Source organism: Actinomadura sp. RB99 (genome assembly GCF_014706005.1).
Taxonomy (GTDB): domain Bacteria; phylum Actinomycetota; class Actinomycetes; order Streptosporangiales; family Streptosporangiaceae; genus Spirillospora.
Window position 1 is genome coordinate 46,430 of the sequence record NZ_JABMCA010000052.1, and the last position, 24,660, is coordinate 71,089.

19 protein-coding genes are annotated in these 24,660 nt (G+C 72.9%); 5 read left to right on the forward strand and 14 right to left on the reverse strand.

Annotated elements, in window-relative coordinates; translation table 11 throughout:
* Positions 1-106: 106 nt before the first annotated feature.
* Positions 107-913, forward strand: coding sequence for a methyltransferase domain-containing protein (locus amrb99_RS34615; RefSeq protein ID WP_347256970.1), 807 nt, complete (start codon positions 107-109; stop codon positions 911-913).
* Positions 914-1,018: 105 nt separating this feature from the next.
* On the opposite strand, the gene amrb99_RS34620 is transcribed toward amrb99_RS34615, so the two are convergent.
* Together amrb99_RS34620 and amrb99_RS34625 are read right to left on the reverse strand one after the other, a co-directional pair.
* Positions 1,019-1,732 (reverse strand): GNAT family N-acetyltransferase, encoded by a 714-nt coding sequence (locus amrb99_RS34620; protein WP_190864219.1) that lies wholly within the window; start codon positions 1,730-1,732, stop codon positions 1,019-1,021.
* Positions 1,733-1,738: 6 nt separating this feature from the next.
* Positions 1,739-3,376, reverse strand: a complete 1,638-nt coding sequence (locus amrb99_RS34625) for an XRE family transcriptional regulator (protein ID WP_347256971.1) — start codon at positions 3,374-3,376, stop codon at positions 1,739-1,741.
* 438 nt (positions 3,377-3,814) lie between these two features.
* Here amrb99_RS34625 and amrb99_RS34630 point away from each other — a divergent pair, with 438 nt between their 5' ends.
* The 4 genes from amrb99_RS34630 (at position 3,815) to amrb99_RS34645 (ending at position 7,493) form a co-directional block, all read left to right on the forward strand.
* The gene (locus tag amrb99_RS34630; RefSeq protein WP_241756196.1) at positions 3,815-4,216 is read left to right on the forward strand and encodes a hypothetical protein; all 402 of its coding nucleotides are present in this window, start codon (positions 3,815-3,817) and stop codon (positions 4,214-4,216) included.
* 219 nt (positions 4,217-4,435) lie between these two features.
* Positions 4,436-5,434, forward strand: a complete 999-nt coding sequence (locus amrb99_RS34635; RefSeq protein ID WP_190864221.1) for a mechanosensitive ion channel family protein — start codon at positions 4,436-4,438, stop codon at positions 5,432-5,434.
* A 70-nt stretch (positions 5,435-5,504) separates the two neighbouring features.
* Positions 5,505-5,888, forward strand: coding sequence for a globin (locus tag amrb99_RS34640; protein ID WP_151541436.1), 384 nt, complete (start codon positions 5,505-5,507; stop codon positions 5,886-5,888).
* A gap of 18 nt (positions 5,889-5,906) precedes the next feature.
* A complete protein-coding gene (locus amrb99_RS34645) occupies positions 5,907-7,493 on the forward strand; it encodes a glycoside hydrolase family 13 protein (protein ID WP_190864224.1) in 1,587 nt (528 codons plus the stop codon).
* 669 nt (positions 7,494-8,162) lie between these two features.
* On the opposite strand, the gene amrb99_RS34650 is transcribed toward amrb99_RS34645, so the two are convergent.
* From amrb99_RS34650 to amrb99_RS34705, 12 genes are all read right to left on the reverse strand, one after another.
* The gene (locus amrb99_RS34650) at positions 8,163-9,584 is read right to left on the reverse strand and encodes a S28 family serine protease (RefSeq protein ID WP_190864226.1); all 1,422 of its coding nucleotides are present in this window, start codon (positions 9,582-9,584) and stop codon (positions 8,163-8,165) included.
* 164 nt (positions 9,585-9,748) lie between these two features.
* Positions 9,749-10,186, reverse strand: a complete 438-nt coding sequence (locus tag amrb99_RS34655; RefSeq protein ID WP_190864228.1) for a thioesterase family protein — start codon at positions 10,184-10,186, stop codon at positions 9,749-9,751.
* Positions 10,187-10,335: 149 nt separating this feature from the next.
* Positions 10,336-11,673: an enolase C-terminal domain-like protein gene (locus amrb99_RS34660; protein ID WP_190864230.1), complete on the reverse strand. Its 1,338-nt coding sequence runs from the start codon at positions 11,671-11,673 to the stop codon at positions 10,336-10,338.
* A 198-nt stretch (positions 11,674-11,871) separates the two neighbouring features.
* Positions 11,872-13,536: an energy-dependent translational throttle protein EttA gene (ettA, locus tag amrb99_RS34665; RefSeq protein WP_190864232.1), complete on the reverse strand. Its 1,665-nt coding sequence runs from the start codon at positions 13,534-13,536 to the stop codon at positions 11,872-11,874.
* Between the two features lie 752 nt (positions 13,537-14,288).
* Positions 14,289-15,578, reverse strand: a complete 1,290-nt coding sequence (locus tag amrb99_RS34670) for a GGDEF domain-containing protein (protein WP_190864234.1) — start codon at positions 15,576-15,578, stop codon at positions 14,289-14,291.
* A gap of 471 nt (positions 15,579-16,049) precedes the next feature.
* Positions 16,050-16,535: a single-stranded DNA-binding protein gene (locus amrb99_RS34675; RefSeq protein WP_190864236.1), complete on the reverse strand. Its 486-nt coding sequence runs from the start codon at positions 16,533-16,535 to the stop codon at positions 16,050-16,052.
* An 85-nt stretch (positions 16,536-16,620) separates the two neighbouring features.
* Positions 16,621-18,360: an ABC transporter gene (locus amrb99_RS34680; protein ID WP_241756197.1), complete on the reverse strand. Its 1,740-nt coding sequence runs from the start codon at positions 18,358-18,360 to the stop codon at positions 16,621-16,623.
* Positions 18,357-20,207, reverse strand: a complete 1,851-nt coding sequence (locus amrb99_RS34685) for an AAA family ATPase (RefSeq protein WP_347256972.1) — start codon at positions 20,205-20,207, stop codon at positions 18,357-18,359. Before amrb99_RS34685 ends, amrb99_RS34680 begins: the two co-directional genes overlap by 4 nt.
* On the reverse strand, positions 20,204-21,442 hold the full coding sequence (cobA, locus tag amrb99_RS34690) for a uroporphyrinogen-III C-methyltransferase (RefSeq protein WP_190864239.1): 1,239 nt from the start codon (positions 21,440-21,442) through the stop codon (positions 20,204-20,206). The genes amrb99_RS34685 and cobA overlap by 4 nt, the downstream gene beginning before the upstream one ends.
* Before the next feature lie 111 nt (positions 21,443-21,553).
* Complete coding sequence (gene cobT, locus amrb99_RS34695) at positions 21,554-22,672, reverse strand: nicotinate-nucleotide--dimethylbenzimidazole phosphoribosyltransferase (protein WP_347256973.1); 1,119 nt, start codon at positions 22,670-22,672, stop codon at positions 21,554-21,556.
* A gap of 10 nt (positions 22,673-22,682) precedes the next feature.
* A complete protein-coding gene (gene cobC, locus amrb99_RS34700) occupies positions 22,683-23,723 on the reverse strand; it encodes an Rv2231c family pyridoxal phosphate-dependent protein CobC (RefSeq protein WP_190864256.1) in 1,041 nt (346 codons plus the stop codon).
* A gap of 14 nt (positions 23,724-23,737) precedes the next feature.
* Positions 23,738-24,439, reverse strand: coding sequence for a precorrin-8X methylmutase (locus amrb99_RS34705; RefSeq protein WP_190864241.1), 702 nt, complete (start codon positions 24,437-24,439; stop codon positions 23,738-23,740).
* Between the last annotated feature and the right edge of the window lie 221 nt (positions 24,440-24,660).

The following is a 24,660-nucleotide window of genomic DNA, read 5'->3' on the forward strand; positions in this document are numbered from 1 at the left end:
GCACCGGGCGGCGGGCTGAGACACCGGGCGGCGGGCTTGGGGGCGTGGGCCGGGTCACAGCCGCCGCGCCTGGCGGGGAGAAATTGACGGGTGATCTAATAAGGGGGTGAACGTGTCGATGGTGCGCAGTCCGTCCGCGGTGGACCGGGTGCTGGGGCTCCTGCGCGAGCCGCCCGCCGAGCCGGACCTGTCGGCCGGCTACCTCGACCTGCTCGGTCCCGCCGAGGACCGGGCGCCGTCGCTCGCCCAGTCCGTCATGGAGTCGACGTTCCTGCCGCGGATCTACGAGAAGGTCTGGCGGCCCGTCGGGTTCAACCTGGCCAAGGGCTGGCCGCTCGGCCCCGACACGGCCGCCGAGCAGGCCACGGCCCGCGACTGGCTGGGGCTCGGGCAGCCGGGCGAGGCCGGCCGTCCGGCCGCGACCGTGCTGGACGTGGCGTGCGGGCCGGGCAACGTGACCCGCGCGCTCGCCGAAGGGGTCGGCGAGGACGGTCTCGTCGTCGGGCTGGACGCCTCCGCCACCATGCTGGCCCGCGCCGAGGCCGACACCCCGCCCGGCGGCGGCGTCTGCTACGTCCGCGGCAACGCCGTCGACCTGCCGTTCCGCGACGCGACGTTCGACGCCGTCTGCTGCTTCGGGGCCCTGTACCTGTTCGACGACCCGTGGACGGCCGTCGACGGGATGACCCGGGTACTGCGCCCGGGCGGCCGGTTGATCATCCTCACCTCGCGGCGGCTGACGCCACTGCGCGCGTCCAGGGTCGGCGGCGAGCTGATCCGCCGCGCCACCGGGTACACGGTGTTCGGCGACCGGGAGATCACCGGGGCGCTCGCCGACCGCGGGTTCACCGGCGTCCGCCGGCACCGCTACCCCCTCATGCAGCTGGTGGGCGGGACCCTCCCGGCCGCCTGAGCCTCCGCGCCCCCTCCTACCGGTGGGGCGTGAACACGCCCCGAGCCGCGGGCGCTCGCGCGCCGCGCCGCGCCGCCGGCGCGCCGTCCCGCGGCTCGGGTGTCCTCAGCGGAGTTCCTTCTCGATGTAGATGTTGACGATGCCGCCGATCACCTCGCGGCGCGTCTCCCTCCAGCCGAACTTGCGGTACAGGGCGAGCGCCGGGGCCTGCAGCTCGGTCGTGTCGCCGCGCAGGATCCGGTACCCGTACTCCGCGGCGCGTTCCTCCAGCGCGGAGACGACGGCGGCTCCGTAGCCGCGCCGCTGCGCGGCCGGCCGCACCCGCAACCGCACCATCTCCACCGCGTCGAGCACGGAGGCGCCCGGCGCGTAGCCGCCGAACGCCCGTGCCCGGCCCCCGGGAACGAGGTCGGCGCGCCGCAGACCGCCCATGGCGACGATCTGCCCGTCCACCTCGCCGACGAGGAACTCGCCGTCATTGCGCAGGTAGATGTCCTCCATCCGGAAGAAGTCGTGGTCGTAGTAGACGCCGTCGCCGGGCCGCAGGCCCACCTGCGCCAGGCCCTCGCGGTGCAGGGCGAGGACGGTGGCGTGGTCGGAGGCCCGGTAGCGGCGCAGCCGCAGTTCGCCGAAGCTCCAGACGGGGGGATCGTCCTGCAGCCGCACCAGGGCGCGGCGGCGGGGACGAGGATCCGCGGTGGACGGCGCGGAGGGCCCGGCCTCGGGGCCCGGGGTCGGCGCGGGCCCGTCCTCCGGGCCCGCGGGTTCCGCTCCGGGCGCGGAACCGTCCTGCCAGGAGGCGCTGTCAGGCGTTCCCATCCCCGGTCAGACCTGCTCGCTCGGGGGGACGGGGGGCCGCTCCCCGGTGGGGGCCGGTTCCTTGGTGGGACTGGTGACCCAGGGCCCCGCGAGCGCCTCGCGGAACTCCCGCAGCCCGGGGATCTCGCCGTGCTTGGCCTGCACGGCGGCGCCGATCTGGCGGGCCCGGTGCACCAGGATGTCGGACCGGTGGTCGGGGGGCAGGTCGAGGATCGCCTCCTGGCCGCCGGCCAGCGCCGCGTCCGGGTTCCCGGCGTGGAACCTGCACATCGCCCGGTCGAGGCGCACGAGAGTCAGGTCGACGCGGTCGGTCGGCGCGTACAGCGTCAGCGCGTGGCTCAGCACCTCGTCGCCGTGCTTGTGGTCGCCGAGATTGGTGAACGTGTCGCCCTCATAGAAGGCCATCTGCCGGTCGGTGAAGCCGAAGACCAGGTCGTTCGTGTCGGTCTTGGACAATTGGTCGAACACCGAGCGCCCGCGCACGAGCGCCCGGCGAGCGCTGGGCGCGGCGTCGCCGCGTCCGCGCAACGCCAGCATGCCGAGCGCGCGGGCCTCCACCGCGGGCGCCATGGCCGCCGCCACACCGGGGGTGCGGCCGGCCAGGTCCTGCGCCTTGCGCGCCAGGTGCAGCGCCTCGCGGGGGTCGCCGTAGTACATCGGGACGAGCGACTCGCGGACGGTCACCCAGGCGCGCAGCTGGCGGTCGCCGGTCTCGTCGGCCGCGGTGCGCGCGGTCCGGAAGAACGAGCGGGCCAGCCGGTGGTCGCCCAGATTGATCATGATCAGCCCGGACAGCCCGGAGAGCTGCGCCGCGATCCGGCACAGCCGCTCCTGCAGCTCGACCGGCTGCCGCTTGTCGCACATGCGCCGCACCTCGCTGAAGTCCAGCAGCACGTCGCACAGCATCCGCAGCGACGGCGTCGCCTGGTACTGCCGGCCGTAGCCGTAGGTGGTCTCCTCCCATTGGTCGAGCATGGTCGGCGAGACCGTCGCGCCGACCAGCGTGTCGTCCATCTTGCGCCGAAGGTTGTCGACCGCCCCAAGGAACTGACCGTCGAGCGCCACGCCCGCTCCGGCCAGCAGTTGCAGAAGGGTCCTACGAAGCACGATGTCCTCCTCTCCCACATCAATGGACAGGGGGCCGTCGGCGCGGTCGGGGCCCCGTAGGTCGTTGACGTCCACCCAGTGGCGGTCCTCCGCCCTGGGGATGATCGACCCGACGAGCGGTACGTCGGGCTGCTGTGCGGCGTGCCGTTCCGGCGCCCGCGGCTGCGGCACCGTGGCGGCCCCCGGCCGCACGGCGTGTCCCCGGCCGCAGATGCAGGGGCTCTTGTAGTCGAGCTGATCGGGCTCGACGCGGTACACGGCGCACAGGTAGTGCAGATACTCGGGACCGGGTCTTTTGTACCCGCTCTCATAGGCCGACAGCAGCGTCTCCCCGAGCCGGGGCGGCGGCTTGCCGTCGACCTCGTACAGGGCCCTGACCTGGGCCACGATGTCGGACAGCGCGACCCCGTGGGCCAGGCGATGCGCCTTGACCCGGCTGGTGCCGAACAGGGGGCCGCACTGCTCGTGGATCTCGTGCGCGATCTCCTGCGGGCTGCGCCCTCGGGCCAGAGCGTGCGCGCGGATCCGGCGAGCCACGTCCGTTTCTTTCCGAGGGGGGTCCGACATCGATTCCGGCCTCCTCACCGTCGGGCCGGAACGGCGCCCCTCCGGGGGAAGGGCGGTCGTCCAGGCCACGGCGACCGGTCAATAGATGGCCACGACAGATAATCTCTCGCGCACGCAGCGTAACCCTCACGGCGGGACGGGCCAAGCGGTTCCGGAGAAAGACGGGGGCTTCGGATGCGTCCTGACACCCCAGGGTAGAGATTCTTCCTCCGGGGGGTGTGAAGCTTCCTCTGAGGTGGGGTAATCCGGTACTTCGCCGGACAGTGACTCCCTTGACCCAGCACTGTGAGAGTTGCAATTCTCACCGGGAGCGACAGTACGGATCCAGAGGGTTGATCATTTGCCGGCCGTCCCGGCGCCGCGCGGTCACGCGCCGCGCACGCCGGGGCCGGCGACGAGGGATCGGCGATGCACACGTCAACGCAGGAACCGGCGGTACAGGAGCGCACCGGCGCAGCGGCGCCGGGCACGGCCGAGGGAGGGGGAACGCAGGTGGTCAGCGACGGACGCGTCGGCCATCTCCGGGCGCTGGAGCGCGAGCTCGGCGCCCGCGGACTGGTCGCCCGCGTGGTCCGGACCCGCTCGGGCCCGGCGTTCCTGCGGGTGGTGAACCCGGCCGCGGCGAGCCTGGCCGAGGACGTCACCTGCGCGCCCGCCCCCGGGTCCCACGAGCACTACTTCTGGTGGTCCTGGGGCGAGCGCATGCACCGCGCCGACGACGTGGACGGCGCCGCCGGGAAGCTCGCGCACGTCCTGCAGCCCCTCGATCAGCGGCCCGCCCGCGCGATGCGGCCGGCGGGCCGCCCCTAGAGCCGGGCGTGCCCCGCGCGGCCGTGGCCGGAACGGCGCGGCAGCCGCGGACCACGCGGGGCACGCTCGCCGGAACAGTCCCTCCCCGGCCTTGTCAAGACACATAGCCAGCGGAGTACGAACCGGTCGTTACCGTCCCCTACGATCGGGCTCGTACCCGCCGCAGGTCCACGGCGTGGTGTCGAGACACCCACAAAGGCCGGGGAGGGTCTGCCCGAGATGTTGGTGGATGCGCAGTCGCTGCTGCCCTGGGCACAGGACGGCACGCCGGAGGCGGCCTGCCGCGACCAGACGCCGAGCACGGGCTGCCGGCTGGTCTGGAACGTCTCCCACAGCACCGACTTCACCCACTTCTACGCCACGTGGCTCGACAAGCCCCTCGGCACCGTCCTGTCGATCATCCTCACCTTCGCGTTCGCGCTCGTCGTGCGGAACATCGCGCACCGGATGATCACCAAGGTGACGGTGCGGATGTCCGAGGGCACCATGTCCGAGAAGGTCAAGGAGCGGTCCCGGACGGTCTTCGAGGGCAGCCCCGCGCTGCTGAACCAGCGGCGGGCGCAGCGCGCCAAGACGCTCGGCTCGGTGCTGCGCTCGGTCTCGTCCATCGTGATCATGGGGACGGCGGCGTTCAGCATCCTCGGCTCGCTCGGCCTGAACCTCGCCCCGATCCTGGCCAGCGCGAGCGTGATCGGCGTGGCGGTCGGCTTCGGCGCGCAGAACATCGTCAAGGACTTCCTCGCCGGGCTGTTCATGCTCCTGGAGGACCAGTACGGCGTCGGCGACTTCATCGACGTGGGCTCGGCCAAGGGGACGGTCGAGGCCGTCACCCTGCGGGTCACCCGGATGCGCGACGTCAACGGCGTCGTCTGGTACGTGCCGAACGGCGAGATCAAGAAGGTCGGGAACGAGTCGCAGAACTGGGGCCGCGCCGTCCTGGACATCCCGGTCGACATCCGCGAGGACACCGAGAAGGTCAAGGAGATCCTGCAGACCACGGCGGACGAGCTGGCGGCCTCCCCCGGCTGGGAGGACATGATCCTGGAGAAGCCGTCGGTGTGGGGCGTGCAGGCGCTCGCCGGCGACGCGCTCGTGATCCGGGTGGTGCTCAAGACCGCGCCCGGCAAGCAGGGCGAGATCGCCCGGGAGCTGCGCGAACGGGTGAAGAACGCGTTCGACGACGCGGGCGTGGCGGTCGCCACCCCGGCGACGACCTGACCGCCCGCGGCCGCGGGCCCGTCCGTGCGGCTGATCACCGGGCCGCCGATCGCATAGGGTGGGCAGCGCCATGACTGAACAGGTGACCTTCTACGAAGCGGTCGGCGGCGAGGAGACCTTCCACCGGCTGGTGCACCGCTTCTACCAGGGTGTCGCTGAAGACCCCGACCTTCGCGCCCTCTACCCGGAGGAGGACCTCGGCCCCGCCGAGGAGCGGCTCCGGCTCTTCCTCATCCAGTACTGGGGCGGCCCCAACACCTACAGCCAGCGGCGGGGCCACCCCCGGTTGAGGATGCGGCACGTCCCCTTCGTCATCGGCGAGGCCGAGCGGGACGCGTGGCTGAAGCACATGCGGGTCGCGGTGGACGAACTGGAACTTCCCGAGCAACTGGAGAAGATGCTCTGGGACTACTTCACGATGGCCGCGCGAAGCATGGTGAACGCGCCCTCCTGAGCGGGTAGATCGCTGTACATGACGCGAACCCCCTGGTGGCGCAACGCCGTCGTTTACGAGGTCTACGTCCGCAGCTTCGCCGACTCCGACGGGAACGGCGAGGGCGATCTCCAGGGGATCAGGTCGCGGCTGCCGTACCTGCGCGACCTGGGCGTGGACGCGCTGTGGCTGACGCCGTTCTACACCTCGCCGCTCGCGGACGGCGGCTACGACGTGGCCGACTACCGGGACGTCGACCCCCGGTTCGGCACGCTGGCGGACTTCGACGCGCTGGTGGCGGACGCCCACGCGCACGGCCTCAAGCTGATCGTGGACATCGTGCCGAACCACTCGTCCGACCGGCACCGGTGGTTCCAGGAGGCGCTGGCGTCACCGCCGGGATCCCCGGAACGGGACCGCTACATTTTCCGCGCCGGAAGGCCAGGGGAGAATCCCGACGAGGTGGATCCGCCGAACGACTGGCCGTCCGCGTTCGGCGGGCCGGCGTGGACGCGCGTCCCCGACGGGGAGTGGTACCTGCACCTCTACGCCGCCGAGCAGCCGGACTTCAACTGGCGCAACCCGGAGGTGCGGGCCGAGTTCGAGGACGTCCTGCGGTTCTGGCTGGACCGGGGCGTGGACGGCTTCCGCATCGACGTCGCCGCCGGGCTCGTCAAGGACGCCTCCCTCGGCGACCTGAACGGCCGCGGCCGCCGGGTCGCGAACGGGCCGATCTACAGCCGTCCCGAGGTCCACGAGATCTACCGGCGCTGGCGCCGCATCCTGGAGGGGTACGGCGACGACCGGATGGCGATCGGCGAGGTGTGGACCGACGGCCCGGAGGACCTCGCGCTCTACCTGCGTCCGGACGAGCTGCACCAGGTGTTCCAGTTCGACCTGCAACTGGCGCCGTGGTCGGCGCCGGCGTTCCGCGACGTGGTGGAGGCGGCGCTGAAGGCCGTCGCGCCGACCGGCGCGGCCCCCACCTGGGTACTGTCCAGCCACGACTCCGTCCGCCACCTCACCCGCTACGAGCGGCCGGGCGGCGTGCCCGGGATGGAGTACGCGCGCGCGAAGGCGGCCCTGCTGATGCTGCTGGCGCTGCCGGGGTCGGCGTACCTGTACCAGGGCGAGGAACTGGGCCTCCCGGAGGTCCGGGACCTGCCCGACGACGCCCGCCAGGACCCGATCTGGAAGCGCAGCGGCGGCAGCCAGCCCGGACGGGACGGCTGCCGCGTGCCGATCCCCTGGTCCGGGACGGCGGAACCGTACGGCTTCTCCCCCGACGGCGTCCGCCCCTGGCTGCCGATGCCGGCGGGATGGGCGTCACTGACGGCGGAGGCGCAGGCGGCCGAGCCGTCCTCGATGCTGGCGTTCTACCGGCAGGCACTGGCGCAGCGCCGCGAACTGCTGGAAGAGCTGCCCGAGGAACTGGAGTGGCTCGAATCCCCCGAGACCGCCGTCTTCTTCACCCGCGGACCGCTGACCTGCGCGGTCAACTGCGGCGAGAACCCCGTCCGGCTCCCACCCGGGCGGACGCTGCTGACGACCATGCCGATGTACGGCGACCTCCTCCCCGGCAACGCCGCAGCCTGGTTGCAATCCCGGCCCAGCAGCCTCGCCTAGCGGCTCGGCCGCTGACCGGTCTTGGGCGAGCGCGACCTCGCTTCGCGAGCTTCGCGGTGGGGGCTCGCCTTCGGCTTCGCCCCCACCGCTCAGATAACGCGCTCGCGCGACACCTCAGGCTTCCGCCCCTTCTAGGGGCTCGCCCTCTGACCAACCCACTCAGGCAGGCACGCGACTAGACCGTCAGCTAGCGCGTGGAACGGCGATTTCAGAGGGACACCCCCCGGGGCAATGCCCGCACGGACAGGCGTGCGGAGCCAGGGGTTCCAGGGAGGCGCTTTCCGGGCCAGCCCTCACGGCCAGGCATGCGGAGCGAGGGCCGGCGGGCGGAGCGGTGATGCCAGAGAGGGTTTGCCGCGTCAGCACCCTCACGGGCAGGCACGCGGAGCGAGCGCCAGCGAGTGGAGCGGGCGTGCCCGACGACGGAGGGGCTGTTTCCCCGCGGAGCGCCAGCGGAGCGGGGAAACAGCCCCTCCGTCGCAACGGGGGGTTCCAGGGGGTCGCCCTCCTGGGCAAAACGGGCAGGCACGCGGAGCGAGCGCTAGCGAGTGGAGCGGGCGTGCCCGCCGGTCGACCAGGCTGTTTCGCGCGGAGCGCTAGCGGAGCGGGAAACAGCCTGGTCGACCGTTGACGGGGGTTCCAGGGGGTCGCCCCCCTGGGAGGGCACAGCTACATCGGCGGGCGCTGGAGCTGGAGCGGGTCGTCGGCGGACGGGCCGGTGGTGAGGGTCTTGGCCTGGGCCTGGACGCCGGCCCAGCGCAGCACGTCGGCCTTCGCCTCGGCCTGCTGCGCGTCGGGCAGGTGCGCGATGAGGCGACCGCTGTGGTTCATGCCGGGGGCGACGTACACGGCGGAGTCGCGGCTGCCGTTTCCGAGGCGGAACGGCTCGGCCCCCCACGGGTCGTTCTGGCCGTAGAGGAACAGCATGTGGTCGGCGTGCCGCTTCACCCAGCCGTCGATGTCGCGCATCGCCTTACCGCCGTCGAAGCGCATCGGGATGTCGCGCGGGACGTAGGTGCGCGGCTGGTAGCTGCTCTCGTACCGCAGCAGGGGGCGCAGGTACTTGAACTTCGGCGACGGCCAGCCGAGCTGGGTGCCCGCCTGGTAGTAGTACGGGATGTAGGGGGCGAGGCCCTGGTCGGTGTAGAACGACAGCCCGGAGATGTCGTCGAGCGTCTTGTAGAGGTCGTCGTCCGAGGCGTTCACGGCGGGCAGTGAGGCGCAGTCCGACTGCAGGTGGTACTGCCAGAAGCCCCACACGTAGTCCATGACGGAGTTCTCGAACGCGCGGTCCGGGGTGCGCAGGATGTCGAACGTCCAGCCGTTCTGGGCGGCCGCGGCCTTGAACCGTTCGAGCATGGCGGGGCGGCGCTTGAGGAACTCGCGGGCGAGCGCCTCCACGTGGGTGCGGCACCCGGGGTCGGTGCCGACGGTCTTGAAGAACTTGTCGTAGGCGCCGTCGGAGTTGTTGTCGACGTCGTTGGGCGCCACGTACACGACGCTGCCGTCGACGTCGCGGGGGTAGAAGCGCTTGTGGTAGACGACGGTCATGCCGCCCTTGCTGGCGCCCGTCGAGATCCACTTGCCCTTGTAGATCGTCTTGAGCGCGCCGACGATCCGGTGCTCGTCGGTGGCGGCCTGCCAGATCGTGTCCTTCTTCCAGTCCGCGGGCTCGGGCCGGGACGGGGTGAAGTAGCGGTACTCCACGGAGATCTGGTTGCCGTCGACGAGCGCGGTCGGCTCGGCGGTGAACATGGTCTCGGGGGTGTCGTAGCCGCTGGTGTAGAGCACCATCGGGCGGTCCGCCGACTTGTGCTGGAGCATGATCCGCTGCTCGAACCACTGCCCGTTCGGGTTGCGGTGGTCGACGGGCTGCCGGTACTCGAGCCAGAACCAGCGGTAGCCGGGGATCGTCGAGGTCTTCTCCGTCACCTGCATGCCGGGGATGGCCTTGAGCCGGGCGAGGATGTCGTCCGGCTGAGCCGCCCTGCCCGCCGTCGCGGGGGTCGCCGCCTGCGCCGCGGTGGCGCCGGTGCCGGCCATGCCCGCGGCGAGCAGCAGGGCGATCGCTCCTCGTGAGATGCGCCGCATTTCGTCCCTTCCACGTGGGTTCGCCACATTTCGCGACGCGACCCTAGAGGGATATGTGCGGCGAAAGCGGATTGCTGTTGCGCTTGTTATTTATCCGTGACGCCATGGTCATCACGCGAACGGCCGCGGGCCTCGCGCATGCGGCTGGGGACGGGCGGCGGGAGTCACTCCGCGGGGACGACGTACCGTCCGATGAACTCGCGCTCCTCCGGCGTGAAGCGGCGCAGCCGGTTGGCCTCCACGTCGAACGCGACGAGCGTCGAGGTGGCGGTCGCGTACACGTTCTCGTCGTCGCGCACCTCGTAGGCCAGCTTGAACGACGCGGCGCGCGCCTCCGTCACCCACGTCTCGACGCGGATCGGGTAGACGGTCGGCAGCAGCGGCAGCCGGTAGTCGATCTCGTGCCGGGAGATCACCATGCCCCGGACCGGCTGCTCGCCCTTGCGCACCGGGTCGCCGTGGAACATCTCCAGGCGCGCGTCCTCGAGGTAGCCGAGGAACTTGACGTTGTTCACATGGCCCTGGGAGTCGATGTCCCCGAACCGGATGTAGAACTCGTAGACGTGCCGGTACTCGGCCGCGGGCAGGTCGGTCTGCTGCATGTCCTCGCCTGGGGGTCGGGTGCCTGGGGTCCGGGGACGGGGGTCTCCACCGGTCGGCCCGATGGTACCGGCCGGCGGCCAAGCCCCCGGTGCCCGCCCCGGCCACCACCTCGGAGGGCCGTCCTGGGCGGGCGGCTCAGGCGGCCCTGTCAGGCCGGGGCGTCCCGCACCAGGCAGGGGCGCTTCGGGTCGAACGTCCAGCCCGGTACGAGGTACCGCATCGCCGCCGCGTCGTCGCGGTCGCCGAGGCCGTGCTCGACGTACAGCCGGTGCGCCGCCTCGACGCGCTCCTCGTCGATCTCCACGCCGAGCCCCGGCGCGTCCGGCAGCGCGACCTCGCCGCCCTCGATCCGCAGCGGGTCCCGGGTGAGGCGCTGCCCGTCCTGCCAGATCCAGTGCGTGTCGATCGCCGTGATGTCGCCGGGCGCGGCGGCCGCCACGTGCGTGAACATCGCCAGCGACACGTCGAAGTGGTTGTTGGAGTGCGAGCCCCAGGTCAGACCCCACGCCTGGCAGAGCTGCGCGACGCGCACCGAGCCGCGCATCGTCCAGAAGTGCGGGTCGGCGAGCGGGATGTCGACCGCGTCCAGCCGGATCGCGTGCCCCAGCTCCCGCCAGTCCGTCGCGATCATGTTGGTGGCGGTCCGCAGCCCGGTCGCCCGCCGGAACTCCGCCATCGTCTCGCGTCCCGAGTAGCCGCGCTCGGCGCCGCACGGGTCCTCGGCGTAGGCCAGCACATCGGACAGGTCCCGGCCGATCCGGACGGCCTCCTCCAGCGGCCACGCGCCGTTCGGGTCGAGGGTGATCCGCGCGGACGGGAACCGGACGGCCAGCGCCCGCACCGCGTCCGCCTCCTCGTCGGGCGGCAGCACCCCGCCCTTCAGCTTGAAGTCGGCGAACCCGTACCGGTCCCGCGCCGCCTCCGCCTGCCGGACGATCGCCTCCGGCGTCAGCGCCTCCTCGTACCGGACGCGCAGCCACCGGTCCGCACCGTCCTCCGGCTCCGGGTAGGGCAGGTCGGTCCGGCGCCGGTCGCCGACATAGAACAGGTAGCCGAGGACCGGGACCCGCGCGCGCTGGACGCCGTCGCCCAGCAGCGCCGCCACGGGCACGTCCAGGTGCCGGCCCATCAGGTCGAGCAGGCACGACTCGATCGCGGTCAGCGCGTGGACGGCGACCCTCGTGTCGTGCGTCTGCGGGCCGCGCCCGCCGGCGTCCAGGTGGCCGAACGCGGCGCGCACACCGTTGAGCACCTCGTCGGACCGGCCGATCCGGCGTCCCACGACCAGTTCCCGCGCGTCCTCCAGCGTCCGCCGGATGGCCTCGCCGCCCGGGACCTCGCCGACGCCGGTGGCGCCCGACTCGTCGGTGAGCAGCAGCAGGTTGCGGGTGAAGAACGGCGCGTGCGCGCCGCTGAGGTTGAGCAGCATGCCGTCGCGCCCGGCGACCGGCACGACCCGCATCTCCGTGATCCTGGGCGTGCTCATCGTCGTCCCGACCTCCCGGCTGCCCCCGTCGACTCCACCTCAGGGACGATAGGAGCCTGCGGTGATACCCGTCCAACACTGTTTGCGCATCGTCCGATGCTCGGGCTGAATCAATCGGCGCCGCCGCCCCCGGCGGACAGCCGAACGGCCGCGCCGGCACCCGGGTGCCCGCGCGGCCGTTCGCCGCCGATCAGCCGATCAGTCGCGGGTGAGCTTGCGGTGCGTCACCCGGTGCGGGCGGGCGGCGTCGGCGCCCAGCCGCTCGATCTTGTTCTTCTCGTAGTCGGCGAAGTTACCCTCGAACCAGAACCAGTTCGAGCCCTCCTCCCACGCCAGGATGTGCGTGGCGATGCGGTCCAGGAACCACCGGTCGTGCGAGGTGATCACGGCGCAGCCGGGGAACTCCAGCAGCGCGTTCTCCAGGCTGGACAGCGTCTCGGTGTCGAGGTCGTTGGTCGGCTCGTCCAGCAGCAGGACGTTGCCGCCCAGCTTCAGGGTCAGCGCCAGGTTCAGCCGGTTGCGCTCACCGCCGGACAGGACGCCCGTCGGCTTCTGCTGGTCGGGGCCCTTGAAGCCGAACGCCGCCACGTACGCGCGGGACGGCATCTCGACCTGCCCGACGTTGATGTGGTCGAGGCCGTCGGAGACGGCCTGCCACACGGTCTTCTTCGGGTCGAGGCCGCCGCGGCCCTGGTCCACGTAGGAGATCTTGACGGTCTCGCCGAGCCGCAGCTCGCCGCTGTCCGGCTGCTCCTCCCCCACGATCATGCGGAACAGGGTGGTCTTGCCGACGCCGTTCGGGCCGATGACGCCGACGATGCCGTTCGGCGGCAGGTTGAACGACAGGTCGTCCATCAGGGCCCGGTCGCCGAACCCCTTGCCCAGCTTGTCCGCGACGATCACGGTGTTGCCCAGGCGCGGGCCCGGCGGGATCTGGATCTCCTCGAAGTCCAGCTTCCGGGTCTTGGCCGCCTCGGCCGCCATCTCCTCGTAGCGCTCCAGACGCGCCTTGCTCTTCGTCTGCCGCGCCTTCGGGTTCGAGCGGACCCACTCCAGCTCGTCCTGCAGGCGCTTCTTGCGCTTGGCGTCCTTGTTGCCCTCGACCTTCAGCCGGTCGGCCTTCTTCTCCAGGTAGGTGGAGTAGTTGCCCTCGTAGGGGTAGCAGCGGCCGCGGTCGAGCTCCAGGATCCACGTCGCGACGTTGTCCAGGAAGTACCGGTCGTGGGTGACGGCCAGGACGGTGCCCTCGTACTTGGCGAGGAACTGCTCCAGCCACTGCACGCTCTCGGCGTCCAGGTGGTTGGTGGGCTCGTCCAGCAGCAGTAGGTCGGGCGCCTCCAGCAGCAGCTTGCACAGCGCGACCCGGCGCCGCTCGCCTCCGGACAGCTTGCTGACCTCGGCGTCGCCGGGCGGGCAGCGCAGCGCGTCCATCGCCTGCTCGAGCTGGCTGTCGAGGTCCCAGGCGTTGCGATGGTCGAGCTGCTCCTGCAGCTTGCCCATCTCCTCCATCAGCTCGTCGGAGTAGTCCGTCGCCATCTTCTCGGCGATCTCGTTGAACCGGTCGACCATCGCCTTGGTCTCGGCGACGCCCTCCTCGACGTTCCCGAGGACGGTCTTCTCCTCGTTCAGCGGCGGCTCCTGCTGCAGCATGCCGACGGTGAAGCCCGGCATCAGGCGCGCGTCGCCGTTGGACGGCTGTTCCAGACCGGCCATCATGCGCAGCAGCGTCGACTTACCGGTGCCGTTCGGCCCCAGAACGCCGATCTTGGCGCCTGGAAGGAAATGCAGGGTGACGTCGTCCAGGACGACCTTGTCGCCATGTGCTTTGCGCACACGCTGCATCGTGTAGATGTACTCGGCCATGTTTCAAGACTAGGGGGTCGCCGCCACCATTTCGTCGCCCTCCCGCCCCTTGCCCCGGCCCGCCGCGGCGAACCACGGCCCCCAAGCCCACCCCCGCCTCACCACCAAGGCCAGGAACCCAGGCCAACAGAACCAGCCCCCGCAAACCCCCAAACGATCTCGCCCCGAAAGCCCCAAAACCCCGCCACCACCGCCCAAGAAGAATCCGCCGGGACGCCACCAACCGCCGCGAGGAGCCAAGACAAGCGCAGGCCAACAAGCACAGGTTGGCAGGCGCGAGCGGGCGAAGCAGGCGAGCACCGGCAGGCGGCGCCGAATAGCCGGGTCTAGAGAATCCGGTGTCGCCGCACGGCCAGCCGGTCGTCCTCGATCGCCGTGACAGCAGCGGGGGTCGGCACCCGCGATCCAGGAGCCGCAACCGGCAGGGCCCGGCCAAGCCAGGCACGCAGCGCCAGACACACGAGAGCCATGGAGGGGGCGTCGGCCGGGGGGGTGGCCCGAGACTCCCGTCCGCGATCCAGAGCTGCAACCGGCCGAATAGGCGGGGCCGGATTAGAGGCCCGGCTAGCGCAGACCCGCAGACGCAGACCCGCAGGCGCTGGTAGGTGGGACCGAGTAGGTGGGGGGCTGGTCGGTGGGGGGCTGGTCGGTGGGGGGCTGGTCGGTGGGGGGCTGGTCGGTGGGGGGCTGGGCGGTAAGGGTTGGGCGGTGAGGAGCCGGGGGCTTGGGGCCCGGGGGGCGGGGGGTTGGGATCAGGTGTCGTCGGGGCGGGGGGTGTCTACGGCGGGGAGGCAGACGCGGTCGCGGCCGGATTCCTTGGCGCGGTAGAGGGCGAGGTCGGCGGCTGCGAGCAGTTCGATGAGATCTTCGCCGTGGGTGCGGAAGAGCGCGACGCCGACCGAGACCGTGACCGTGACGGTGCCCTCCTCCGCGGGGACGGCGAGGCGGCGGACGCGGCCGCGCAGGCGCTCGGCCACCCGGCACGCCTCGACGGTGTCGGCGCCCGGCAGCAGGACCACGAACTCCTCGCCGCCGAACCGGCCCACCACGTCGTAGTCGCGCAGCTGGTGGCAGAGGGTGCTGGCCACGCCGACGAGCACCTGGTCGCCGATCAGGTGGCCGTGGGTGTCGTTCACCCGTTTGAAGTGGTCGATGTCGATCAGCAGCAGCGCGAGGGCGTCGTGGGTGCGCTGGGCCCGGGACAGCTCGGTGTCGGCCTCCCGCTGCCAGGCCGCCGCGTTCAGCAGGCCGGTCTTGGCGTCGGTGCGCGCGGCGGCCTGCAGCTGCTGGTGCATCAGGCTGCGCTGCAGCAGCATCACCGGCGGCAGCGCCAGCACCAGCAGCCCGAGCGTCAGCGCGCTCGTGATCGCGACGAGGATGCCGACGCACAGCTCGACCACGTCCAGCAGCAGGCTCTCGCGCGTCCAGAGGACGTCCCGCCAGCGGCTCTCCGGGTTGGCGGCGTGCGCGGCCACCGCGACCAGCGCCGTGTTCACGATGGTGAACAGCGCCGCGCACCCCACCGCCGCCGGGATGCCCGGATACGCCTCCACCACCCATTGCGGTGCGCCTGCCAGCGGGTGCGGCACCACCACGTGGAACACCAGCGAGGCGCATGCTCCGGCTATGCCGAGCGCCGAGGCGACCAGGCCCCTCCGGTAGACCAGGGTCCGGCGCACCCGGAACTGCAGGAGCGCCTGCAGGGGGATCGGGATCAGCAGCGCGTACAGCGGCGGCAGCAGCAGCGCCACGGGCAGCCACCAGGCCGACAGCAGGTCCCGCGCCACCCCCGCCGGCATGCCGAGGCGGCGGGTGGCCTCGATGCAGACCGCGCCGCACGCCAGCAGCGCCGCGAAGGTCGCCAGGTCGTGGAGCCGGAAGGGCGTGCGGAACAGCAGGGCGACGATCAACCCCAGATGGACGGCGACGACCGCCGGCACATAGACCACGAGCAGGGACGGACGCCCCAGAAGCGATCGGCGGCGGGGCACGCGGGTGAGTTCCCCGCCCCGGTCCTCGGCGGACGACTGCACTGCCGTCATCCTTCCCCCTTACACGCATCACGTTGTGTAACACGATAGTTGCAACGTGTGCGGAACGGGCGGGAAACAGGTACCTTCGGTAGGGCACATGCTGGTGACCGTTCTGGGCACCATGCAGAGGAGGCCGCGGATCGGCGGACTTCGGCACATCCTGAGGGGGGCAACACCATGCGCGGCGTTTCCTGGATCTAGGCGGGCCGCAGGACCCCGACGGTGCGGGGGCGAAGACCGGCAGCGATCGATCTGCCGGCCCCGCCCCCGTCCGCTCAAGTCCGGTACCCCGAATCCCGGACGCCCAGGCGCCCGCCGCCGCATCGCGCATACTTCACCTCACTCATCGCATGGGCGCCTTCACGCATCGCCACCCTCGTCGAATCGATGCCTCGCTCTTATGAGCTTTTGGGGCGGTGCTGCGGTGGCTTTCCGTTTCGCCGAGGCCGACCGACGCCTGGGTACTGATCGCCGGTCTGGTCAGGCGGCTTGTGGGGCGGGTTCGGCGGGGATCCCGCCTTCGGCGTCGGGCGGGGCCGTCAGGGCCCACTGGTCGGCGGCGTCGCGGGCGGCCTGGCGGTCCTCGTCGGTGAGGGCGCCGCCCCGCTGGACGGGGCGGAAGTCGGCGGTCCCCCGGCCCAGGTCGTGGCCGACGGTGTTGGCCTCGACCTCGGCGGAGAACCGCCACTGGCCGTCGCGCTCGTACTGGCGGACGCGGAGCCGGCCGGTGACCAGGACGGGCGTGCCGCGCCGGAAGTCGGAGGCGTTGACGTTGTCGGCGAGGCCGCGCCAGCAGTTGACGGTCAGGAACATGGTGTCGAGGTCCTGCCAGGAGCCGGCCTCGCGGTCGTAGCGGCGGGGCGTGCACCCGACCCGCAGGGACAGGAACGGCGTGCCGTTGCCGGTGACGGTGTAGTAGGGCTCGGCGGCGGTCCAGCCGATGACGGTGACGTGCGCTTCGTTCACGGGTCCTCCGTTGGTTCGCGACTTACGGAACCAACGGTGCCCGAGCCGTCACCGTCCGCGACAGCCCTGCGGGAAATGTGGATAACTACGCGGGCGGGCGGCCCAAGGCGACGTCCACGTCGTGTCGGAAGCCCGCGTAGACGCGCAGGTCGGCGGCGACGGGTTCGAGGACCTTGTCGCGGGCGACGCGCTCGATGCCCTCGCGCATGTGCTCTTCCATCTTGTCGCCGTGCTTGGCGGAGGAGAGCGCGACGAGGTTGCGGCAGGCGGACGAGGTGAGCCAGCCCATGCCGAGGGTGCAGACGACCAGGACGGCGACGTACGGGATGAGCCCCGACCGGCCGATGAGGCCGCTCGGGTCGTCCCCGCCGACCTTGAGCACGCCGTAGGCGACCAGGACGCCGATCCAGACGACGCTGAGGACGGCGACCAGGATCAGGAAGTACTGCCAGGTCTTGACCAGCCACCACCAGCGCGGCACCTGGTTGAAGGTGGGCAGCGCCTCCTTGAGGGACTCGCCGAGCGCCTCGGGGATCTCGGTGGCGTGCGAGCGGGCGGCGGCGCGGACGGAGCGGGCCCAGTGCACGGGCAGCTCGCCGGTGATGCCGTCGGTGACGCCGGCCAGGGCGTTGTCCACGTCGCCCTGCTGGGCGCCGATGGGGCCGGTGAAGGCGTTGCGGAGCTCCTCGCGCAGCTCGGTGAGGCGCATCCGGCGCAGCGGGTCCGAGCGGAGCCGGGTGATCAGGGCGCTGACGGGCCAGCCGACGAAGTCGGCGGCGCGCAGCTCGTAGGCGCTCTCCATGGCCTCGGCGACGGCGGGCGCGCCGGCGGCGTCGGTGAGGGCCTGGACGAGTTCGGTGCGGCGGCCCTCGTCGACGCCGGTGGGGGGCTCGGCGTCGAAGCGGTGCTCGGCGAAGCGCTCGGCGATCCGGTCGACGTCGGCGGCGAGGCGCTCGCTGCGGGCCCGGCGGGCGGCGACGGTGTCGACGAGGACGTCGCGGAAGCCGTGCACGCCGTCCTCGGCGACGGCGGAGGTGGTGATGATGCGCGGCTGGGCGAGGCCCTCGGCCTCCAGGAGGCGGCGCAGGTCGGCGACGCAGTCGTCGATCTCGTCGGGGGCGAGCCGGTCGACCTGGTTGAGGACGATCAGCGTGACGCCGGCGTACCGGGCGAACGGGACGATGTAGTTGCGGTGCAGGGCGGCGTCGGCGTACTTCTGCGGGTCGACGACCCAGACGAGCAGGTCGGCGATCGCCACGAACCGGTCGACCTCGGCGCGGTGCATGGCCTGGATGGAGTCGTGGTCGGGCAGGTCGAGCAGGACGAGGCCCTGCAGGGAGCTGTCGGCGCGCTCCAGGTCGAGGGCGCTGGCGCGGGCGTAGCGGTGCCGCTTGTCGACGTCGAGCCAGTCCAGCAGGGGGCCGGCGCCGTCGAGGCCCCAGACGCAGGCGTGCGCCTTGGAGGTCATGGGGCGGCGCATGCCGGTGGGCGAGAGCTCCAGCCCGCAGATGGCGTTGAACAGCGAGGACTTGCCGCTGCCGGTGCCGCCGGCGAGGGTGACGACGGTGTGCTCGCCGGACAGCCGCAGCCGCTGCCCGGCCCGGTCGAGCAGCGCTCCGGCGTCGTCGAGGAGCGGCCGGTCCAGCCGTCCGGTGCCGGCCTCGACGAGGCGGTCCAGGCCGTTGAGCCGGTCGGTGAGGGTGGGGGCGGCGGGCTCGGCGCGCTCGGCGGGCACCGCCGGGGGCGCGCCGGGGACGTCCGTGGCGGGGACCGGGATGCCGCCGGGGCTCGTCGGCGAGCCGGCGGGCAGGGCCGAGGTGGTCATCGGGCGACCTCGAGGTTGTAGGTGGCCTGGTACAGCTGGACGGGGACGGTCTCGTCGGGGAGGCCGGCGCCGTCGAGCACCTGCCCGAACCGGATGGCCTCCTCGTCGAACAGCATCCCGATGCGGCTGCGCAGGTCGGCGCGGGCCTTGGCACCCATGCCGCGCAGCGACTCGGCGCCGAACAGCGCCTTCAGCAGCCGCTGCGGGACGGCGCTGTTGCCGCCCTCGACGGCCACGTCGGAGGTGCCGTAGCCGAGCAGTCCGATCATCAGGACGAGGGAGACCGCCTCGGTGTCGAACGAGACGAGCTTGGCGACCGAGCGCTTGGTCACACCCTCGGTGCGGATCAGCTCCTGGACGTGGTCCTGCCAGGCGCTGACGGCCCGGGTGACGCGGCGCGACAGCTCCGGGGAGACGTGCCCGATCTCGTCGCCGCGCCCGGCGAGCACCGTGCCGCCGGCGGGGTGGGCGCGCCAGCGGGCGACGACCTGCTCGGCGCCGTGCTCGGCGGTCGACATGATCAGCGATTCGAGGCCGCTGCGCAGCGCGGCCTTGAGCGCGCGCACACGGGCGGGGCTGCGGTGGCGCCGGTTGGAGCCCCGGCCGCGGCGCGCGCGCTGGACGTGCAGGGCGCGCAGCAGGTCGCCGGTGCCGGCGAAGTCCTGCCAGCGGGCGAGGACCTCGCCGCGCAGCAGGGAGCCGTTGCGGGTGGCCTCGTCGAGTTCGGCGAGGGCGGTGCCGTAGGCGGCCTCGACCTGCTGGGCGAGCTCGGCGCGCTGCTCGACCTGCGCCTCGACCTGGCGGGCCAGTTCGGGGACGCGGGTGCGGAAGCTGTCGAGGACGGCGGCGAGGGTGTCGCTGATGACGACCTCGCGGTCCTCGACGTCCTCGGCGACGCCGATGAGCCAGTCGCGGATGTCCTCGACGGTCTCCTCGGGGAGCCGGCTCTCCTCGATCCGGGTCTCGGGGATCGTGAAGCGGCGGGCGTCGCCGACCTCGTGCTCGTCGAGCATCTCGCCGAAGTGCTCGACGACGTCGGAGCTGCCCTGCCCCACCGATCCGGCGCGCCCGCCGGGGCCGTCGCCCTGCGGGACGCGGGAGAGCACGACGCCGATGGTGGCGCCGTTCTCCTTGGCGCGCTGGAGCATCTGCCACACCTGCGCGTCGGCGTAGCGGGCGGCGGTGGTGACGCACAGCCACAGGTCGGCGGCCGCCATCAGCTTGGTGGCGAACTCGTAGTGGTCCTCGAAGACCGAGTCGAAGTCGGGGCTGTCGAGCAGCGCCAGGCCAGGCGGGAGGGCCTCGCTCGCGATGATGACCAGCTGGTCGCCTGCGATGGCGTCGGGCGCCGGGCCGCGGACGCGGCCCATCCCGGGCAGCAGCGGCCCCTCCATGAACCACTGCACGTGGTCGGGATGGCAGACCAGGATCGGGCTGCTGGTGGTGGGGCGGAGCACGCCGGTGGCGCTCACGCGGGCCCCGACGAGCGTGTTGACCAGCGTGGACTTGCCCGCGCCCGTCGACCCGCCGAGCACCACCAGCATCGGCGCGCCGGCCGCCTGGAGGCGGGGCAGGACGTAGTCGTCGAGCTGGTTGCGCAGCTCGTCGCGGGCCTCGCGGGCCTCCTCGACGCCGGGCACGTCGAGCAGGAAGTCGAAGGCGCCGAGCTGCTCGCGCAGCGCGGTCAGCGCTCTGACCAGCTCGCCCTGCCGGACCGTCGCGGCGCCGGACGGCGCGTGCTCTTCGGGCATGGCTTTCCGGGACGCGGGCTTCGCGGAGTCCGCGCCTCCGCGTCCGGTGCCCGCCTCCTCGTCGTGGACCGCGCTTCGCTCTGCGGGGGGTGTCACGGATCCCGTCCCAAGTCGGCTCGAATCATGTCGATCTCTCGCGCCACGTCGACCACGTCGCCCACGACCACGATCGCCGGGGGCCGGACTCCGCCGGCGGCCATCTCGTCGGCCACGGTGCCCAGTGTCGCGGTCAGCGTCCGCTGGCCCGGGAGGGTGCCGTCCTGGATGACGGCGACCGGCGTGTCGGACGACCGACCATAGCGCACCAGGGCGGGCGCGATGAGCGCCATCCGCTCCACCGCCATGAGCAGTACGAGCGTCCCGTGGGCGCGGCCGAGCGCCTCCCAGTCGACGGTGGACTCGGGGTGCCCCGGCGGGACGTGCGCGGAGACGACGTGGAACTCCTGCGCGACGCCGCGGTGGGTCACCGGGATGCCGGCCGCGGACGGCACCGCGACCGAGCTGCTGATCCCGGGGACCACCGTGACCGGGACGCCGTTGCGGGCGCAGTGCAGCGCCTCCTCGCCGCCGCGGCCGAAGACGAAGGGGTCGCCGCCCTTGAGCCGGACGACGAACTTCCCCTGCTTCGCGTGCTCGACGAGGTAGTCGTTGATCTTGTCCTGGGTGACGGTCCGGCCGTAGGGGATCTTCGCGGCGTCGATCACCTCGACGTCGGCGGCCAGCTCGTCCAGCAGCCCGCCGGGGGCGAGCCGGTCGGTGACGACGACGTCGGCCATCGCGAGCAGCTGCCGGCCGCGGACGGTGATCAGGCCCGGGTCGCCGGGGCCGCCGCCGACCAGCGCGACGCCGGACGGCTTGCGCCGGGAGTGCCGGGACTCCAGGGCGCCGTCGCGGAGCCCGTCCACCACGGCGTCGCGGATGCCGGCGGCGCGGCGCGGGTCGCCGCCGAGCAGCACCCCGACGGTGGCGTCGCCGGCCTGCCCGCTCGCGGGCGTCCAGGCCGGGGACGACTCGGCGTCGTCGGCCCGCACCGACCAGATCCGGGCGGCCTCCGCGTCGGCGACGACGTCCCCGTTGACCTTGGCGTCGTCGGTGACGGCCTGCACCAGCCAGGCGCCCGCGCAGTCGCCGCGCCGGTAGGGGCGGGCGTGCCAGGCGATGCGGCCCGCCTCGGCGAGGCCCTGCAGCGAGGCGGTCACCTCGGGCGAGACGAGGACGACCTCGGCGCCCGCGTCCAGCAGCGCGGGGACGCGGCGCTGCGCGACCCGGCCGCCGCCGACGACGAGGACGCGTCGCCCTCGAAGGCGCAGACCTAGCAGGTACGGGGGCACGTGGTGATTCTTTCGGACGCCGGTGACGGACAAGTGTCTTTGCGGAACAAAGGTACTCGGGTTGGCGAGTTCATGGAGAGGGGCTCCGGCCGTTCGATAGCCGAGCGTGACTCATTCCGAGATCAGGTCGTTACGGGGCGCCGCCTCCTTCTCGGTGACGCCGGCCGAGTCGAACGTGGCGACCTCGTGCAGCACCCGTACCGAGCCCTGGACCAGCGGCAACGCCAGCAGGGCGCCGGTCCCCTCGCCGAGCCGCAGCTCCAGGTCGACGAGCGGGCGCAGCCCGAGATGATCGACGGCGGCGGAGTGGCCGGGCTCGGCGGAGCGGTGCCCGGCGACGCAGCCGGCGAGGGCGTCGGGGCTCATCGCGGCGGCGGCGAGGGCCGCCGATCCGGCGATCACCCCGTCCAGCACGACCGGGACGCGCAGCGCGGCCGCGCCGAGGACGAACCCGGCGATCCCGGCGTGCTCGAAGCCGCCGACGGCCGCCAGGACGTCCATCGGGTCGCGGGAGCCCGCGCCGTCGAGGAGGCCGTGCCGGGCGAGGGCCGTCCGCACGACCTCGACCTTGCGGGCGTGGGTGGCGTCGTCGATGCCGGTCCCGCGGCCGGTGACCCGCTCGGGCGGCAGGCCGGTGAAGGCGGCGATCAGCGCGGCGGACGCGGTGGTGTTGGCGATGCCCATGTCGCCGGTGATCAGGCAGCGGGCGCCCCGGCCCGCCAGCTCGCGGGCCACCTCGATGCCGGTGGCGACGGCGCGGCGGGCCTCGTCCGCGGTCATCGCGGGCCCGGCGGTCATGTCCGCGGTGCCGGGCGCGATCTTGCGGGAGAGCAGGCCGGGCGCCGGTTCCAGCGGCGCGGCGACGCCGATGTCCACGACGGTGACGCGGGCGCCGACCTGCTTGGCGAACGCGTTGACGACCGCCCCGCCGGCCACGAAGTTCGCGACCATCTGCGCGGTGACCTCTTGTGGCCAGGGGGTGACGCCCTGTGCGTGCACGCCGTGGTCGGCGGCGAAGACGGCGACGGCCGCGGGCTCGGGCAGCGGCGGCGGGCACCGCCCCGCCAGCCCGGCGAGCCGGACCGAGACCTCCTCCAGCACGCCGAGCGACCCCGGCGGCTTGGTCAGCCGGCCCTGCAGGTCGCGGGCCTCGTCCATCGCGGCCCGGTCGGGCGGTGCGATGGCGGCCAGCGTCTCCTCGATCACGCCGACCGCTTCGTTGTCCGGCACGTCGTCTCCCTCAGATTCCCAGCTCACCGAGCACCTCCAGCAGTGCGTCGTTGGACGCGCGGTCGCGCACGGCGATGCGCAGCCAGTCGGTGCCGAGGCCCGGGAACGTGTCCCCGCGCCTGACCGCGTAGCCGCGCTGCCGCAGCAGCGCCCGGATGCCGAGCGCGTCCGGCACGCGCAGGCACAGGAACGACGCGCGCGCCTCGGGCACCACGTACAGGCCCCGGGCGGTCAGCTCGCCGGCCAGCCGGTCGCGTTCGGCGGCGAGGTCGGCGGCCCATGCCCGCGCCTCGGCGATCGCGGCCGGTTCGCAGCACGCCTCGATCGCCACCAGCGCGGGCGTGGACACCGCCCACAGCGGCTGCGCGTCCGCCAGCCGGCTCACCAGGTACGGGTCGGCGAGCAGGTATCCGGCGCGCAGCCCGGCGAGGCCCCAGGTCTTGGTCAGCGAGCGGATCACCACGATCCCGGCGGGCAGCCGGGTCGCGAGGGTCTCCGGCTCGCCCGGGACGCAGTCCATGAACGCCTCGTCCACCACGACCGTCCGGCCGGGCCGGGACAGCGCGGTGATCGCGGCGGCCGGGTGCAGCACCGAGGTGGGGTTGGTCGGGTTGCCGATCACGACGAGGTCGGCGTCGTCCGGCACGGCGGCCGGGTCGAGGGTGAAGTCCTTGGCGAGGACGACCCGCTCCACCGCGTGCCCGGCGGACCGCAGCGCCGCCTCCGGCTCGGTGAACTGCGGGTGCACCACGACCGCCTTGCGGGGCGTCAGGACGCGCGCCAGCAGCACGAACGCCTCGGCGGCGCCGGCGGTGAGCAGCACCTCCTCGGCGGCCCTGCCGTGCCGCCGCGCGACGGCCCGCCGGGCGGGGCGCGGGTCGGGGTAGCCGGCCAGGTCGGCGACGGACGCGCGGAGCCGGTCGGCGAGCCACGCGGGCGGCATGCCGGTGCGGACGTTCACGGCGAAGTCGGCGAGACCGCCGCCGACCTCGGCGTCCCCGTGGTGGCGCAGGTCGACCTCGTCGGCGCCGTCGTCGGGTCCGGCGATCATCGGCCTGTGCCCGATCACGGCGCCCCCTGCTCGAACGACGGCGCGCCCTGCCCGTACGACGGAGCGCCCTGGCCGTGCGAGGGCGCGCCTTGGCCATGCGAGGGGGCGCCCTGACCGAAGGGCTGCGGGGCCTGCTCGTAGTAGAGCAGCGCGTTGACGGCCGCGGCGGCGACCGCCGGGCCGCCCTTCTCCGAGACGTTGCTGAGCTGCGGGAGCCCGCTGGCCCGCAGCGCCTCCTTCGCCTCGGCCGCGCCCACGAAGCCGACGGGCGTGCCGACGACCAGCGCGGGCCGGACCCGGCGCGCGATGATCTCGAAGATCGCCTCGGGCGCGGACCCGACCACCCAGACCGCGCCCGGCCCGACCTCGGAGTAGGCGATGCGGACCGCGGCGGCCGGCCGGGTGATCCCGGCGGCGCGCGCCATCCGCGCGGCGGCGGGGTCGTCGGCGTGGCAGGCCGTCTCGCGGGCGCTGATCCCGGCGGCGGTCATGTGCTCGTCGGTGACGATCGGGGCGCCCGAGCGCAGCGCGGACCAGCCCTGGACGAGGAAGTCCTCCGAGGTGACCAGGTCCACCGCGTACTCCAGGTCGGCGGTGGCGTGGATCACCCGCTCCGCGACGGCCCGCCACAGCGGCGGCATCGGCGACAGGTCGACCCGCGAGCGCAGGATCTCGTAGGACCGGACCTCGATCGGGTGGGGCTGGCGTACGGTCACTGCGCCTCCAGATTGATCATGGTCGGGTGGGTCACGGTCGGTCCTCGTGGTCGCCGGGGGTTCGTCGTCGGGCACCTAGGGTTTCACGGGTCGCCGGTCGCTATGACCCGGCTTCGCCGGGTTCACCGGGTTCGCCGGTGATCCCGGGGCCGCCCGCGGCGGCCGGAGCGCCCGCCGCGCGCGGCGCCGCCGGGACGATCCGGGCGACCGCCGCCGTGGCG

Excerpts from the sequence above, each read along its gene's own strand:
- amrb99_RS34620 (WP_190864219.1), bottom strand. The coding sequence starts at position 1,732 with ATGGGAACGCCTGACAGCGCCTCCTGGCAGGACGGTTCCGCGCCCGGA.
- amrb99_RS34630 (WP_241756196.1), top strand. The coding sequence starts at position 3,815 with ATGCACACGTCAACGCAGGAACCGGCGGTACAGGAGCGCACCGGCGCA.
- amrb99_RS34635 (WP_190864221.1), top strand. The coding sequence starts at position 4,436 with ATGTTGGTGGATGCGCAGTCGCTGCTGCCCTGGGCACAGGACGGCACG.
- amrb99_RS34640 (WP_151541436.1), top strand. The coding sequence starts at position 5,505 with ATGACTGAACAGGTGACCTTCTACGAAGCGGTCGGCGGCGAGGAGACC.
- amrb99_RS34645 (WP_190864224.1), top strand. The coding sequence starts at position 5,907 with ATGACGCGAACCCCCTGGTGGCGCAACGCCGTCGTTTACGAGGTCTAC.
- amrb99_RS34650 (WP_190864226.1), bottom strand. The coding sequence starts at position 9,584 with ATGCGGCGCATCTCACGAGGAGCGATCGCCCTGCTGCTCGCCGCGGGC.
- amrb99_RS34655 (WP_190864228.1), bottom strand. The coding sequence starts at position 10,186 with ATGCAGCAGACCGACCTGCCCGCGGCCGAGTACCGGCACGTCTACGAG.
- amrb99_RS34660 (WP_190864230.1), bottom strand. The coding sequence starts at position 11,673 with ATGAGCACGCCCAGGATCACGGAGATGCGGGTCGTGCCGGTCGCCGGG.
- ettA (WP_190864232.1), bottom strand. The coding sequence starts at position 13,536 with ATGGCCGAGTACATCTACACGATGCAGCGTGTGCGCAAAGCACATGGC.
- amrb99_RS34670 (WP_190864234.1), bottom strand. The coding sequence starts at position 15,578 with ATGACGGCAGTGCAGTCGTCCGCCGAGGACCGGGGCGGGGAACTCACC.
- amrb99_RS34680 (WP_241756197.1), bottom strand. The coding sequence starts at position 18,360 with ATGACCACCTCGGCCCTGCCCGCCGGCTCGCCGACGAGCCCCGGCGGC.
- cobC (WP_190864256.1), bottom strand. The coding sequence starts at position 23,723 with ATGATCGCCGGACCCGACGACGGCGCCGACGAGGTCGACCTGCGCCAC.